We start from the raw sequence: 15287 nt of genomic DNA on the forward strand, positions 1-15287 counted from the left end.
AAAGAATTCAAAAATAGAAAAATGAAATTTTTAAAATATATTTTTATAACAATACTCATGGTACTCGTTGGATGCGAGCGTAATGAGATAGATTTTCAGTCAGACGGTCCTTCTATTACTACAGAAGGAAATATTCCTGAATTAACCAAAAAAGCAGCAGGAAATGAGATTTTCCAAAGTTTTACATTTCAATCAACTGATGGAATAGATAAATTTGAAGTTTTTCAAGATAATGATCTTATCGATAGTGTCATTTTTAACAGCACTTTATCAGCAAATTATGAATTTGCATTTACTATTCCTGAAGAAACACCCGATTTTACCAGAATTACATTTACTTTTCTAGTAACAGATGCCTTAGGCGAACAAGCTAAGAAAGAATTTAAGTTACTGGTGGCTCCTACCTTTTTTGAGTTTGAAGAAACGGTTAACAGTGTTAACGTTACTCGTATTAAAGGTGAGTTAAATAAAGATTATACTTTAGAAAAAGATAGAATATATATTGTAGATAGCGTACTTTCAGTTAACAGTGGAAATAATTTAATTATAGAAGCTGGAAATACAGTGTATTTCAAAACTTTTGACAACCCAGCATTAACTTCTCGATTGGTTATAGCTCAGGGAGCAAAAATAATAGCCGAAGGAACCGCAAACGATCCTATAATTTTGACAAGTGATAAATTATTGAAGGGAGAAACACCCAACCCATATGATTGGGGAGGGGTCACCATTTATGGCAAAGCACCTACTAACGAAGGTGATTTTGTAATTGATGATGGGTTTCGATATGGAGGTAATGTCGTAAATGACAACTCAGGAATACTAACATTTATACGAAGTGAATATGCCGGTAATTTACTAGAAAATGGGTTGCATGCTTTTCAATTTAATGGTGTTGGGTTAGGAACTACAGTAAATCATATTCAGGTGTATAGAAATTATAATATCGCCTTTCGTTTACGAGGTGGACGCGTTAGCCTTAAATACATCTCTGCTATTGGGCATGGAGGATATGGTCTATGGGCCGGCAGAGGATGGCAAGGAAATGGGCAATTCTGGTTATTTCAAACCGATGTCAAAGCTACTCTAGTTCCAGTCAACTATTGGAATATAGCACGCTCTATTGAATTTAGAAGTGATGGTGATAATTTTTTAAACGAACCAAGAACTCGATTTAACGTAAGCAACGTTACTATTATAGGTAATGGTTTTGAAGCCAACGTAAATAATGGCACAAGACGCGGTGTACGGGTAAGACAAGGATCCATCGGAACATTCCAAAATGCAGTGGTTACAGGATTTCCAGGAGAAGGGTCTCGCATAGATGATTTAGACTTGGATGTTCTAGGTAGCGAAATGATTTTTGATAACATACGCTCTTATGGTAGTGCTACAAATTTTGTTCAAGAAGCCGAAACCGTATTTTTTAATGACCCCGAAAATGTTTTCAATGTTACCGATGAGCCAATACCAGGCATTACTTTGGCAAATTTTGTAGGATCTATACCCTCTGCGTTTAACCCTACAAGCCTAGGATCATTTTTTTCTAGCGCACCTTATATTGGCGCTATCGAAAATGAAGCTAATGATTGGACTACACAAGGTGATACATGGTTTAAAAATCTGGATGGAACTTTCAGATAATCATTTTCAAAAATAAATTCATAATTATGAAATAAGCCATAACAATAAGGATGATACCCGCCAATATGATTAAATGGCGATTCCATCTGGCAATTAAAAAATAAAAATATAAACAGATGAAAACAAAATATAAATTTTATACTATTATACATATACTTGCTATTTGTACATGTATGCAAATAGTAGTTACAAGCTGTGGTGACGATGATACTGATTTAGCTGAAACACCTACAATTAGTATATCCCAACAAGAGCCTTTATTGGCAAGATCTGGCGAAACTATTGAAGTCCCTGTGAGTTTCAATATTCCTGGAGGTAATAAAGAACTAGTTGTTTTTCTAGGTAGCGGACCTTTGGATATCATTTCACTGGAAACTGACGCAAACTCCTTTACGTATGAGCTGAAGGTACCTTTTGATGTAGAAGAAGGAGAAGAATTAGTATACGAGTTTTTAGTGTCAGATCAAGACGGTCAGGACTCACAAAGAGCTACATTTACAATTGATGCTGCTATTTATGATACAGTCATGATAGAAGGTGAAGAATTATACAAGGTTGACATCCCGGAAGGAGGTACTCTTTTTAGTGGGTCATCACTTACCTTTGCCAAAAATAGGAAATATTTAGTCACAGAACCATTAACTTTTGAACAAGGCAGCAGGTTAAGTATTGAAGAAGGAGCTATTCTTTATATGGAGAAACCCACTCAAGCAGAAGAAGAAAATGTGTCCTTTATTGTAAACTCTGGTACAGATGTGTCGATTGTGGGTACAGCGACTAATCCGGTGGTAATGACTCCTTCTTCTACATTAACTGGTGATCCAGAACCAAAAGATTGGAATCAATTGAGGTTGAATGGTGTTACGAATGCAACAGTGAAATATTTACGTACAGAGTATGCAAGTGATGGATTTAGAGCTAATGATCTAGATACTTCAAATACCGTTGAATACATTCAATCTTTTAAGTCAGATGATGAAGGTATGTATTTTGACGGCGGAAATGTAGTTGCTAAATACTTAGTATCAACAGATTCTAACGATCAATCATATAGATTGGCTGATTTTAATGGAAAATTGCAATTTGGTATTGCACAGCTTTCGCAAGCATATAAAGATACTTATGCCTGCGAAATTCGCGGAAGTTCGGAGCTAATAATATCTAATTTTACACTTGTAGGGCCAGGGATTGAAGCTGGTGATTCTTACGGATTTAGATTTAGAGGTGGAAGTAATGGAAAAGTTTATAATTCTATAGCTTCAAATTTTAATAGAAGATCGGTTAGAATTGATAAGGAAACATTTGCTAGTGAAACACTTGAAGGTCCAACCGTATTAGCATATTCTTATGTTATTAACACAGGTCAGGCATTTCGAGATGATAGATCGAGTACTGATATAACTAATCTCAATTTTTTTCATGGATTTTTGAATAGTGAAGACATGTTCATAAACAATTTTAATAACAATGTGACAGGATTAACTCCAAATGGCAGCAGTGAGGAAGATAATCAAGTAGGAGTACCAATTTTTATACCTACTTTGGAAAATATACCAGGCATAGGAGTAAATGATTTCATTCCGGATGCTACGGTCACAGCGAAACAAAACCACGATCCCAATACGGTGGATGCTGCATTTACTTCAGTAACTTTTGTTGGTGCTGTCGAAGATGCAGAGAATGACTGGACAGTTGGTTGGGTTAAAAATCCAGATGGAACTATACGATAAAAAGTTCAAAGTGTAACTTTGTTTTCAATTTCAAGTCTGATAAGAGTGTCTAAAAAATTACACGTCTAACGTTTTATATTTTTTAGATGCTCTTTCATATTTTAGATTTTATTAATTATTTAATAATACGTTAATTATAGAGTTTTTTTACTATTCGTTTCATATGCACAACTATATGAAAATACAATCCCTACTACATCTTACTATTGCATTCTTTGTTACCTTGCATTGTGTCTATGCACAACCTATACAAAAAAATGTAGCTCCGATAGTACAACACATCGATTACAAGGCCTCAAAAAGGCCGGATCGAATTTTGCTTACACTTACCCGCAATCCATCTCAAGAAATGATGGTTACCTGGAGAACAGATAACAGCGTTTCCCAAGCCTTTGCGGAAATTGCAGAGGTAACCCAAAACTATGACTTTTATAAAAAAAATATCCAATTAACTGCAATTAGTGATACCATAACTTCAATAGAAAATGAACAGGTTATTTATCATAAAGTAAAGTTTAAAAATTTAAAACCAAATACACAATACTCCTATCGTGTTGGTGGTCGGGGGTATTGGAGTGAATGGAGCGATTTTAAAACTACAGAAAGAGCGTTTACCAAGCCATTTCAGTTTTTATACCTTGGTGATGCACAAAATGATATTTTTTCTTTATGGTCAAGAGCTGTACGTGGTGCTTTTAAAAAAGCGCCTAATGCGCGTTTTGCAGTCCATGCAGGAGATTTGATCAATCATTCTCAAAATAATTACGAATGGGGAGAATGGTTTGCAGCAAGCGGTTTTATTCCAAAAATGATTCCTTCTTTGATTACGCTGGGTAATCATGAATACATAAAAGATGATACCGGGCATAAAGTGGATGTAAGTGCCCTTTGGAATCCGCAATTTAATTTTCCCAATAATGGCCCAAAAGGTTTTGAAGATCGAGCCTATTTTGTTAATTACCTTAATACGAAAATGATATGCCTGGACTCAAACAAAGGGATTGTAGAACAAACTACGTGGTTAAAAAAAGTACTTAAAGAAAATAAAGAACCTTGGGTAATCGTATTTTTTCATCATCCTGTAATTTCAGCAGCAAAAGGTAGAGTGAATACAGCAATCATGACGCATTGGAAACCTTTGTTTGATCAATATAAGGTAGATTTGGTATTACAAGGGCATGATCACGTTTACGGTCGCGGCAACAAAGTGAATTCAGGCCTGGGAAAATGGAATGAAAATTCGGGCACAACCTACGTGGTTTCTGTAAGCGGAAGAAAAATGTATACGCTAAGCGATCATAGCTGGATGGATAAGAAAGGAGAGAATATACAACTTTATCAGGTAATCACGATAAAACAAGATAGCCTTAATTTTAAAGCATATACACTAGATGACCAATTGTTTGATCATTTTGAGCTTTATAAACAAAAAAATACGGCAAACGTTTTGAAGGAATTACCGCTACACGAATAGTAAATACGTTATGGATATATTTAAATGGATACTGCTGTGCGCTTTCAATATTTTAGCATCTTTGTCACACGCACAGCAACATACACTGCCCGATATACACGTTACCTTAAAAAAAGATACCCTTTATCTGGAGAATGGCCAGGTTGGTTTTACGTATGAATGGAACAACGGGAACCTAATTCTCAAGAAAATTGTTAATAAGAAGAAGAAACAAAGCATATATTTTCCAGATCATAATGCACCAGATATCGTATTACCTGGTGAAGATATTGCAGCTTCAGATGCGAAAATAGAGATTATCGATACCCGCTTATGGCCTAATGAGGACTTACATAAACAAGTTTCGATTTATTTTTCTTTAGGTAATCTGGAAATAAAAAGAATAATCAAAATATATCCAAATACTTCAGCGATATCACATACCTTCTATCTGCGAGGAAAGGCAACTGCATCTACATGGGTTCTTGATTCGAAAAATGAGTTAGGGATGATCGAGAAAGATCATCAAGAAGATGTTATACCTTCTGTACAGATAGGAAATATTCCTTTAAATAACAGACACTGGGAAACGACAGTAGTTTCATTTAAGGAAGCTACAGATTATCATGATAATTTGGTTTTTGAGCAAAATATCCTCCCCTATCGTAAAAAAACGAACCTATCTGGCACTATTCTTTTAGCTTCAAACCAACAGGATGATATAGGTTTTTTCTTGATTAAAGAAGCTCCGATATCGAATAGCCAGCACAATTATCCCGGTTATGATTTTCAAATTGATCGACAATCGGTAACCATACATGGGATTGGTATTGCCCCAGAAAACGTAACAAATTCGTGGATGCAAGGATATGGCTATGCAATAGGTGTAGGATCGGCCGATAAAACCACAATGCAATACAATTTATTACAATATCAAAAACAATTGCGTAAATACATTCCTAACCGGGATGGAATGATCCTTTCTAACACCTGGGGAGACCGAAGTAAAGATAGCAGAATGAACGAAGCTTTTATTTTGAAAGAAATTGAACATGCCTCGAAAATAGGAATTACTCATCTGCAGCTTGATGATGGATGGCAAAAAGGATTGTCTCGTAATTCTGCTTCCAAAGCAGGACAAAAATGGGACGATTGGAGAACTGAAGACTGGCAACCTCATCCAAAGCGTTTTCCTAATGGTTTTAAGACGATCATCGCTACCGCAAAAAAGAAGAACATTGAAATCTGTTTGTGGTTTAACCCTAGTAAGGCCAATAGTTATCAACTTTGGGAACGCGACGCGACTATTTTGATTGACTATTATCAAAAATACGGTATCGAGGTGTTTAAGATTGACGGCATGTCTTTTGCCGATAAACAGTCTGAAATTAATTTACGTAAGTTATTTACCAAAGTAATGAAAGCCTCTAAAGGGCAAGTCACCTTTAATATGGACGTTACAGCCGGACGCAGAGTTGGCTATCACTATTTTAATGAGTTTGGGAATGTCTTTCTAGAAAATCGCTATACCGATTGGGGAAATTACTACCCCCATAGAACACTTCGCAATTTGTGGCAGCTATCGGGTTATGTACCCACAGAACGATTACAGATAGAGTTTTTAAATCCTTTACGAAATCCTCATAAATATCCCAAAGATGACATATTAGCGCCAAGTAAGATTCCCTTATCCTATTCAAGCGCGATTACGCTCGCAGCACAACCCCTGGCATGGATGGAGTTGAGTTCTTTAACAAATATAACAACGCTAGAAAAGCAATTTACCGAGTATAAGAAAATTTCAGAACAATTGCATTCAGCAATAATCTTACCGGTAGGGCAAGAACCTTCGGGTTTTTCGTGGACTGGTTTTGTTGCGTATCAAAAAAATAAGCCTGCATATGCATTGGTATTTAAAGAGTTCACCAATACGAACACGTATAAGCTGAAAATACCGGATTTACATATAAAAGTAGAACCCAAACGTATCTTAGGAAATGAAATTTCTATATCCCATGATGAAAAGCATCCAGGTATTCTTACATTACATTCAGCCAAACAATTTGATTATGGTTTATTTAGGCTTGATTGATTGCTTTTTTCTCTACCTTTTCTGCTAAAGGACATTTAATATATTATATTATCAAGATTCAAGTAAGAGTAGTAATACTAAAATAAACAACTGCTTTTGATGATACAACACCCATGAGTCACAAAAAAACGATTTAGATCTGCGTCGAAACCAGTAGTATTTAAAATACTTTGGATGATATAGGTAAATTAACTCAACAAGAGAAATTCGTTTTTGAGTATAGCCATTATAACTTCGTTTACGTAATGCCCATTTTTATAAACACATTCGCGTAGAGTTCCTTCTTTTTTAAAATGACACTTTTCATACAGTTTAATAGCGCTATGATTATCTTCTTGTACTTTTAAGAAAACTCTGTGAAGATTTAAATTATTAAAAGCAAACGTGATTGTTTTTAGGGTTGCCTCTTTTGCATAACCTTTTCCTTTTGCATTGTCATCTCCAATAAAAATTGCAAACTCTGCCGTTCTATGTATTAAATTTATATCTTTTAAAAAGGACATCCCAATTAAGGAATTCGATTGCATTTCTTCTATACCAAACGAAGTTAACGGTAGATCAGAAACAGCTATTTTTTCTATCCAAGCTTCTTCTTTTTCTAAATTAATGAAGAAAGGATGACCCGAATAAAAGTATCGTATAGCATCAGTATTGCGCCAAGGCCATGAAACTTTGGCATCATCTTTTGTTAATGCTCTTAGTTTAATTTTTTCACTACTCATAGTCGTTATTTTGCTTCTTATTTGTTTTTAGAAATTCCAAGTGCATGACGGTTATGAAACTACGTTTTGGTTAAACCTGTTCTAAGCATTAGAAGATCCCCTATCTACTTTTTAGGTGTTTTGTAGCAGGACAGTATTATCGGCTTGAAAAGATACTCAAAAAATAAAAACGATTCTAGTATAAACTCGAATCGTTTTTATTTTTATTGATTGTCCGTTATTATACCTAAAATTTAACTGAGGAGTCATCCTGAATTCATTTCAGGATCTCATTACGTTATTTTCAGTACATTGAGATGAGAAGCTGAAACGAGCCTGTGCTGAACTCATTTCAGTATTCAGCTTAACGCAAACCGTTTAGGTTAGATTACGGATATTCGTATTATTTTTATTTGCACACAGCTTGTTCTGGGATTTCTCGATTTCTTTCTACATCTAATACCTGTTCTACTTTAAACCCGCTTTATGCATTAGAAAATCTATTACGGCTTTAAACTGCTGCAAAGACAAGCCTCGAGGTATTCCAATAAACAATTTTTAGTCAAATACGTAACGTTCATAAGTAGGTAACACTTTATTCAAACCCCAATCGTAATTTTTATACTTCAAATTCTGATCTTCCCGAATTTTGACATTAGAATAGGTATTGATAAACTTGATGACATCACTATCATTCGCTCTAAAATCTTTTCGAAACCAATCAAATATTCTAGAAACACGAACCTTTGAGCTGGTGATTTCATTACGTGCAGGATCATTTATGAAATCTCTAGTTTGTCTATCAAGTGCTTTCTGCAAATTTTTTCCGGTGTAGGCTCTATTCCATACTACAGGACATGAAATTGAAGCACAATTAATGGCGAAATGAATCCTTGGATCATTAAATTTTCTTAAAATTTTATGTTCTAAATCATTTAGACTATACCACTCTCCGTCTATTTTAAAAAACTTTTTGTCCCACGGTTTTTTCAAATCAGTAATACTTTTTAAAGGGTAGCTATCGATAATCAGTTTTATAGTATATGCGTTATAGGCATTAATCCAATACGCCATACGTTCATCTTTTGTCCATGATTTATCAGGTTTATTCTCTGAGAGTTCTTGAAAATAATCATAGAGCAAATAACTATTTTGCATAAAACCTTTGTAATCTACGAATCCGTTTGAGGAAACATTTAACAAAAGAGCTTGATCCCAATTGGTGTGGTCGAACTTATTTTGACCAATCACAATGGTAGTTGTAATTAATGCGACAAATAAAATGGTAAAATTCTTCATGCTGTACTTTTTTATTATTGAACTCATCTTGACGCTTTGTTTTTTAACCGAAATTGAGTCAAAACGCGTTCATTGTTATGATGAAATTATTTTTTGGTTACTACTATTTATATCAATACATACGAAAGAAAATAGAGCTAGGTTTTCGTAATAATGTTAAAATTTGCCGAAAGCTTTTGTGATATGATGCGTCGTCTTTTTTATTTTAAGCATCAGAAATCTAATTGAAAATGTAGCATCTGATTTCTTCTTGATTTAACCTGTTTAATGAAATTTCCAACTAACCTGAGTTAGATTATTATTCATTGTTATTCGATAAAAAAGTTGATACGCTCTAAAAACCTCTATTATCCTTAAGAAATTATGAGTTTATAGAAAAGACACCTTGCTTTTCTAAAATTTAGACAACTTATTTTGAAACTGAATCGCCTTTACTTCAAAAACCATAATAGGCAAGTATTTACAAATAAGTCTTTGTTCTATTTTCTAGCAGCGCAGCGGTCTAGTTTCTTTAACCAGACAATACTGATTATTAATCTACTAATTTTCAGAAACCTTATTTTGTTCCAATTATCTTATGCGAGGTCGATAGGTTATTTTGAGGTGTATTAACCAGGTCTCGACTCTACTCGACCAGATTGGCGAATTCAGATTTAAAGGATTACGCCTTAAGATATTACGAGAATTAATAACTAAGAAAACGGTTATATCGAAACATAACCGCTTTCTGTCCTTATTCTAAACCTAAACGTTACATATTTGGTAAAAGGACTTGATCTATAACATGTACAATACCATTTGTGGTTTGCACATCTGGAATAACCATATTCGCCGGACTCATATTACCTGAACCGCTAACAGAAAGCAGGCCATTAGTATACATGCCTAAAGTAATAGTATCTTCGCCTAAAGTTTCGAAACTACCGGCAGAAAGTTCTGATGTAAATTTATCAGCTGATACATCGGCAAAAACATGATTAAGCAAAACGGCGGTAACCAGTTCTTGGGATAACTGCCGTATATTAGCAGGTTCTGTAAATGTGAGACCTAATGCGGTCCCCAAGTCTATAAAAGCCTGATCAGTCGGTGCAAAAACTGTGAAATTAGCATCAGGATTGCTCAAGGCATCAACCAAACCTGTATAAACTACTGCTTCTACAAGAAAAGATAACTCTGGATTAACAAAAACAGCTGCATCGTTTAAGGCTAGTGCAGATTCGACTACGTTACCTCCTGTAGCTATCATTACTTTGTCGATTACATGTACTGTACCATTAATTGCATCTACATCGGTAGCCAAAATTTTTGATCCGTTGATAAAGAGCTCATTATCTCGGTTTACAAAACGTCGGGTTACTCCCAAGGCTGATATAGACATGTCTCCTTCTGAGATGGTATTACCTGCTAAGTTTCCATTAGAAACATGATACAAAAGGGTGTTTGTTAAAAAATCTTTCTGTAATACACCTAATGTATTTTCGTCAAGACCCAGTCTTGCAAATGCATCATTCGTAGGAGCAAATACAGTATAATCTCCAGAAGAGTCGTTAGGGTTTGGATTACTTAAGGTAACAGCCACACCACCCGTAATAGCAGCCTCTTCTAAGGTGCTAAAAGCGGGGTTGCTAACCGCTATATTAGCAATAGTTGGTGGCACATCCTCATAAGCACTTTCGGTTTCGCAACTTAAAATAACGGTTGTCAATATGAAAAAGAAAATGAAATTGTATGTTTTGTATTGTGTATTCATAAGTATAAAATTTTGTTGGTTAGTATTAAAAGGAGTAGGTTAAACCTCCATAAAATCCTGTTGATATGCCTAAATTTCTTCCGGCGATGTAAGTATTAGCTCCTCCTGAAATACCGAAACGATAAATTATGGGAACATACGCGTTGAGTCCGATTCTAGTATAATTCACCTGTGTAGCAGGAAAAAAACCGTTAAAGCCCTCACCTAGAATATCAACTCCATCTCTAGAGATTTGGTTGGCGATAAAGGCATCTACATAAAATTTTTCTGCAGCATACCCTAATTTTAGTTCATTTAAAAAAGCATCAGGCACATCGTTGTTTCTTATACTATATCCGATTTGACCAGTAGCAAAAAATCCAGAATTGTGCTTATAGGTTACAATACCTAAGCTGTTTATATCTGTAGACCGGTTTCCTATAGCGATTATAGATTGTAAACCTTCATCAACCTTATAATTACCTACAGGAAATTCAATACCTAAACTTCCTATAAAATCAAGTTTACCTTTCGCAATCTCGGTAGTGTAAAATCTATATTTAGTATACAAAGCGAGGTCTTGCAAACCTTCACGTACATTTTCAAAACCATTATTCTCCAGACTAGCTTCAGTAGCGTTACCTTCAGATCTTATAAATGGTAAATTAGCTACGATCATAAAGTTATCTGTAAATGAATAGTCAATATACAGTGAAGTGGCGCTAATATCTACTTGATCGAATACTGGAACGCGGTCCACTTTTTCGGGAACTAAAAAAACTTCGTCATAACTTTCTATTGATTGGGATAGTGTAATGCTTCCTTTACCTTTTTTTTTCATAAACCCATCAATAGGGCTTTGAGCTAAACAAAATGTGGAGGCCATTAGAGCCGAAAACATCATAAGTGTTCTTACTTTCATAATTTAGATTTAGAATTTACTTTATTTACGAAGAAAACTCAGGTATGGTTTTCTAAAACTTGTTAAAAAATTCTAAATATGAAGTCTTGCGTTGCTGTTACTACAGACTAGAACACCACATTTTTCTTGTGATGAATTACTTGGTAAGCTTCTCATATTTACAGATATTATACATCGAACTAATGTAGTAAACTACCTTGGGGCAAGCTTACAAGGCATTCGTAAAAACTGAATTTTCACTTCGAACAAGCCTCTTGAGAGGGAACTATGCCCTTTGGCGGTGCCAATAAACTTGATCGGCTCGTATTCACTTTTCTTTAATTCATTTTTGCGATCTGCATAATTTTTTGGCTATAACTTCTTGTATAATTTAGAATTTATTATTTTTTTAACAACTTATCCGTGATTATTTATTTGTTTAGCATTTAGCCATGTTAATTCATCTATATGAGCCAAACAATTAGAATACCTTATATTTTTATCATGAGAAAATCGATCTTTCTGTTTTTTACTTTTATTTCTTTATTCCAAATTTTAACGGCTCAGGAGAGTTCTCAATGGTTACGCTTTCCGGCGTTATCTCCTGATGGTCAAACTATAGCCTTCAGCTATCAAGGTGACATTTATACGGTGCTGTCTACCGGAGGAACAGCCACAATTCTTACCATGAATGATGGTTATGATCATATGCCCGTATGGTCTCCAGATGGTTCTCAAATTGCTTTTGCATCTAATAGACATGGTAATTTTGATATTTTTGTTATGCCATCCAAAGGAGGTACTGCTACTCGGCTAACATTTCACTCTTCTAATGATAGTCCAAGCGATTTTAGTACTGATGGTAATTTCGTCTTATTCTCTTCTTCACGTTTAGACCTACATACAAATCAACAATTTCCATCTGGTATATTACCCGAATTATACCAGGTACCGATTAAGGGAGGCAGAGTAACCCAAGTTCTAACTACTCCTGCAGTTAATACCAAGATCAGTAGTGACGGAAAGACGTTACTATTTCAGGACTCAAAAGGATATGAAGACCCACTTCGCAAGCATCACACATCATCTGTTACACGAGATATTTGGAAATATGATGTCGAATCAAAGGCGTACACACAACTAAGCACATTTAAAGGAGAAGACATGAATCCAGTCTTTGCAGAAGATGGAAATTCGTATTATTTCTTGGGTGAATCCTCGGGGAGTTTTAATGTACACAAAGCAAGTCTTTCTGGAGGTACTTCTAAACAAATTTCAAATTTCACTAAGCATCCAGTTCGTCATCTCAGCATAGCTTCAGATGGTAAGCTCTGTTACGGTTATCATGGTAGCATATTTTTACAAACTGAAGGATCTGAACCTCAACGTATAGAAATAAATATTCGTTCAGATTTACGTAATCTACCTGTGAAAACAGTATCTGTAAATGACAACCTTAGTGAGTTTGCGGTTTCTCCCAATGGAAAAGAAATAGCTTTTATTAAACGTGGTGAAGTATTTGTTAGTTCGATTAAAGATGGAACGACCAAACGCATCACTAATACTCCAGAACAAGAGCGTAGTGTATCCTTTAGCCCAGACGGAAGGGCTATATTGTATGCCGGTGAACGCAACGGAAGCTGGAATCTATATGAAACTTCATTAAGTCGCGAAGAAGAAAAATACTTTTTTAATTCGACAATTCTAAACGAGAAAGTTATTCTTAATTCAGATGCTGAAACCTTTCAGGCGAGCTATTCTCCCGATGGCAAAGAAGTCGCTTTTCTTGAAGAACGTACCAACCTTAAGGTCATCAACCTAAAAAGTAAAAAGGTACGCGAGATTATGCCTGGTAACAATAACTATTCCTATACAGATGGGGATCAGTTCTATGAGTGGTCTCCAGATAGTAAATGGTTCTTGGTGAATTACCTAAGAGATGGACAATGGATAGATCAGGCAGGCCTCGTTAATGCATCTGGCAAAGAACCTGTCATTAATATAATCCCTACTGGTTATGGAGCTCATATCCCACAGTGGATGATGGAAGGCCAAATGATTACGTGGTATTCTAGCCGAAATGGAATGAAAAATCACGCAAGTTGGGGAACCGAAATGGATTTTTATGGTATGTTTTTAACACAAGCTGCCTGGGATGATTTCAATTTAAGTGAACTCGAATCAGAGTTAATGTCTGAAGCGCAAAAAGATTTAGATTCTGAAAGCGATAACAATACTTCAAAAGATAAGAATAAAAGTGAGGATACAGAAAAGAAAGTAGACCCTATCGAGTTTGAGCTTGATGGACGAGAAGATCGAATCACTCGATTGACAACACATTCTTCAGACCTTGGAGCCGCGATTGTTTCGAAAGACGGCAAAATGCTTTATTACCTTGCCAAATTTGAGAAAGGCTACAATCTGTGGCAAACTAATCTTCGTACTAAAGAAACAAAAATTCTTGCTTCATTAAATGCCAAAACTCCGGGAGATATAAAGATGGGACCTAAAGGGGAAAACCTTTATATCCTATCAAATGGTAAAATAAGTAAAGTTGATCTTAAAAAAGGAAAAACTGAAGGTATTGCTATCAAAGGTGAAATGCTACTCGACGAAACGGCCGAACGTGCCTATTTGGCTGAGCATATCTGGCGTCAAACCAAAAAGAAGTTTTACCGTAAAGACATGCAAGGCGTAGACTGGGATTTTTATAAAGAAGCTTATTTTGTTAAGCTCAAAGACATCAATAATAATTTTGATTTTGCAGAGCTAATGAGTGAGATGTTAGGTGAACTAAATGCTTCTCATACAGGCGCAAGCTATAGAGATGCGAAACCAAATGGAGATCAAACTGCTTCTTTAGGAATCTTCCTAGATCCATCGTACACTGGTGATGGATTAAAGATTATTGAAATTATGGATAAGAGTCCGTTAAAGAGTAAAAACAACAAATCTAAAACTGGTCATATCATACAGGCAATAGACGGTGTAAAAATCAATAAGGATATGAATTATTACCCGCTCCTTAATCGTAAGGCTGGTAAAAACACATTACTCACTTTCTATGATCCTGAATCAAAAAAAGAATGGAAAGAAACCGTAAAGCCAATTAACAGGAGTAAATTAAGGGAACTGCTATACGAAAGATGGGTTAAAAATTGTAATCGCCTTGTGAAACGACTTTCTAAGGATACGTTAGGTTATGTACATGTTCGCAGAATGAATGATGAGAGTTTTAGAAAAGTATATGATGATGCTCTAGGAAAACATTACGATAAAAAAGGATTGATTGTAGACACTAGATTTAACGGAGGAGGTTGGCTTCATGATGATCTTGCAACATTTCTAAACGGAAAACCATATATAGATTTTAGACCTAGAGGTCAAAATTTAGGGTCAGAACCTCAATTTAAATGGAGTAAGCCATCGGTTGTTGTAATGAGTGAAAGCAACTACTCTGATGCGCATATGTTTCCTGTTACCTATAAAGCAATGAATATCGGAAAACTTGTAGGTATGCCGGTACCGGGAACAGGTACTGCAGTATGGTGGGAAAGGTTGCAAAATGGGACTCGCTTCGGAATACCAATGGTAGGAATGATTGATACTAAAGGTAAGTATCTTGAAAATCAACAATTAGAACCCGATATCAAAGTGGCATTAGACCCAGAGATAGTTAGTATAGGAAGAGATCAACAATTGGAGGCTGCAGTTAATGTGTTGTTAAAGGATTAATTT

General features: G+C 35.4%; 9 protein-coding genes. 5 read left to right on the top strand and 4 right to left on the bottom strand.

Annotated elements, in window-relative coordinates; translation table 11 throughout:
• Positions 1–21: 21 nt before the first annotated feature.
• From J8281_RS15895 to J8281_RS15910, 4 genes are all read left to right on the top strand, one after another.
• Positions 22–1644 carry a hypothetical protein gene (locus J8281_RS15895; RefSeq protein WP_210198641.1) on the top strand — a complete coding sequence of 541 codons (1623 nt, stop codon included), beginning with the start codon at positions 22–24 and terminating at the stop codon, positions 1642–1644.
• Positions 1645–1760: 116 nt separating this feature from the next.
• Entirely contained in the window at positions 1761–3374 is a 1614-nt protein-coding gene (locus tag J8281_RS15900; protein ID WP_210198642.1) for a hypothetical protein, read from the top strand.
• A 175-nt stretch (positions 3375–3549) separates the two neighbouring features.
• Positions 3550–4848: a metallophosphoesterase family protein gene (locus J8281_RS15905; protein WP_210198643.1), complete on the top strand. Its 1299-nt coding sequence runs from the start codon at positions 3550–3552 to the stop codon at positions 4846–4848.
• Positions 4849–4858: 10 nt separating this feature from the next.
• Positions 4859–6919 (top strand): alpha-galactosidase, encoded by a 2061-nt coding sequence (locus tag J8281_RS15910; protein WP_210198644.1) that lies wholly within the window; start codon positions 4859–4861, stop codon positions 6917–6919.
• Positions 6920–7107: 188 nt separating this feature from the next.
• Here the strand turns inward: J8281_RS15910 and J8281_RS15915 are convergent, their stop codons facing one another.
• The 4 genes from J8281_RS15915 to J8281_RS15930 form a co-directional block, all read right to left on the bottom strand.
• Entirely contained in the window at positions 7108–7641 is a 534-nt protein-coding gene (locus tag J8281_RS15915; RefSeq protein WP_210198645.1) for a GNAT family N-acetyltransferase, read from the bottom strand.
• A gap of 537 nt (positions 7642–8178) precedes the next feature.
• Entirely contained in the window at positions 8179–8919 is a 741-nt protein-coding gene (locus J8281_RS15920) for a DUF547 domain-containing protein (protein WP_210198646.1), read from the bottom strand.
• A gap of 751 nt (positions 8920–9670) precedes the next feature.
• Positions 9671–10669, bottom strand: coding sequence for a fasciclin domain-containing protein (locus J8281_RS15925; protein WP_210198647.1), 999 nt, complete (start codon positions 10667–10669; stop codon positions 9671–9673).
• Positions 10670–10694: 25 nt separating this feature from the next.
• Positions 10695–11570 (bottom strand): hypothetical protein, encoded by an 876-nt coding sequence (locus J8281_RS15930; protein ID WP_210198648.1) that lies wholly within the window; start codon positions 11568–11570, stop codon positions 10695–10697.
• A gap of 483 nt (positions 11571–12053) precedes the next feature.
• On the opposite strand from J8281_RS15930, the gene J8281_RS15935 reads away from it, so the two are divergent.
• Positions 12054–15284: a S41 family peptidase gene (locus J8281_RS15935; protein WP_210198649.1), complete on the top strand. Its 3231-nt coding sequence runs from the start codon at positions 12054–12056 to the stop codon at positions 15282–15284.
• Positions 15285–15287: the final 3 nt, after the last annotated feature.

Origin of the sequence: Aquimarina sp. U1-2 (assembly GCF_017897595.1) — a bacterium.
Taxonomy (GTDB): domain Bacteria; phylum Bacteroidota; class Bacteroidia; order Flavobacteriales; family Flavobacteriaceae; genus Aquimarina.

Coding starts and splice junctions, on each gene's coding strand:
- J8281_RS15925 (WP_210198647.1), bottom strand. CDS start 10,669: ATGAATACACAATACAAAACATACAATTTCATTTTCTTTTTCATATTG.
- J8281_RS15900 (WP_210198642.1), top strand. CDS start 1,761: ATGAAAACAAAATATAAATTTTATACTATTATACATATACTTGCTATT.
- J8281_RS15905 (WP_210198643.1), top strand. CDS start 3,550: ATGAAAATACAATCCCTACTACATCTTACTATTGCATTCTTTGTTACC.
- J8281_RS15915 (WP_210198645.1), bottom strand. CDS start 7,641: ATGAGTAGTGAAAAAATTAAACTAAGAGCATTAACAAAAGATGATGCC.
- J8281_RS15895 (WP_210198641.1), top strand. CDS start 22: ATGAAATTTTTAAAATATATTTTTATAACAATACTCATGGTACTCGTT.
- J8281_RS15910 (WP_210198644.1), top strand. CDS start 4,859: ATGGATATATTTAAATGGATACTGCTGTGCGCTTTCAATATTTTAGCA.
- J8281_RS15935 (WP_210198649.1), top strand. CDS start 12,054: ATGAGAAAATCGATCTTTCTGTTTTTTACTTTTATTTCTTTATTCCAA.
- J8281_RS15930 (WP_210198648.1), bottom strand. CDS start 11,570: ATGAAAGTAAGAACACTTATGATGTTTTCGGCTCTAATGGCCTCCACA.
- J8281_RS15920 (WP_210198646.1), bottom strand. CDS start 8,919: ATGAAGAATTTTACCATTTTATTTGTCGCATTAATTACAACTACCATT.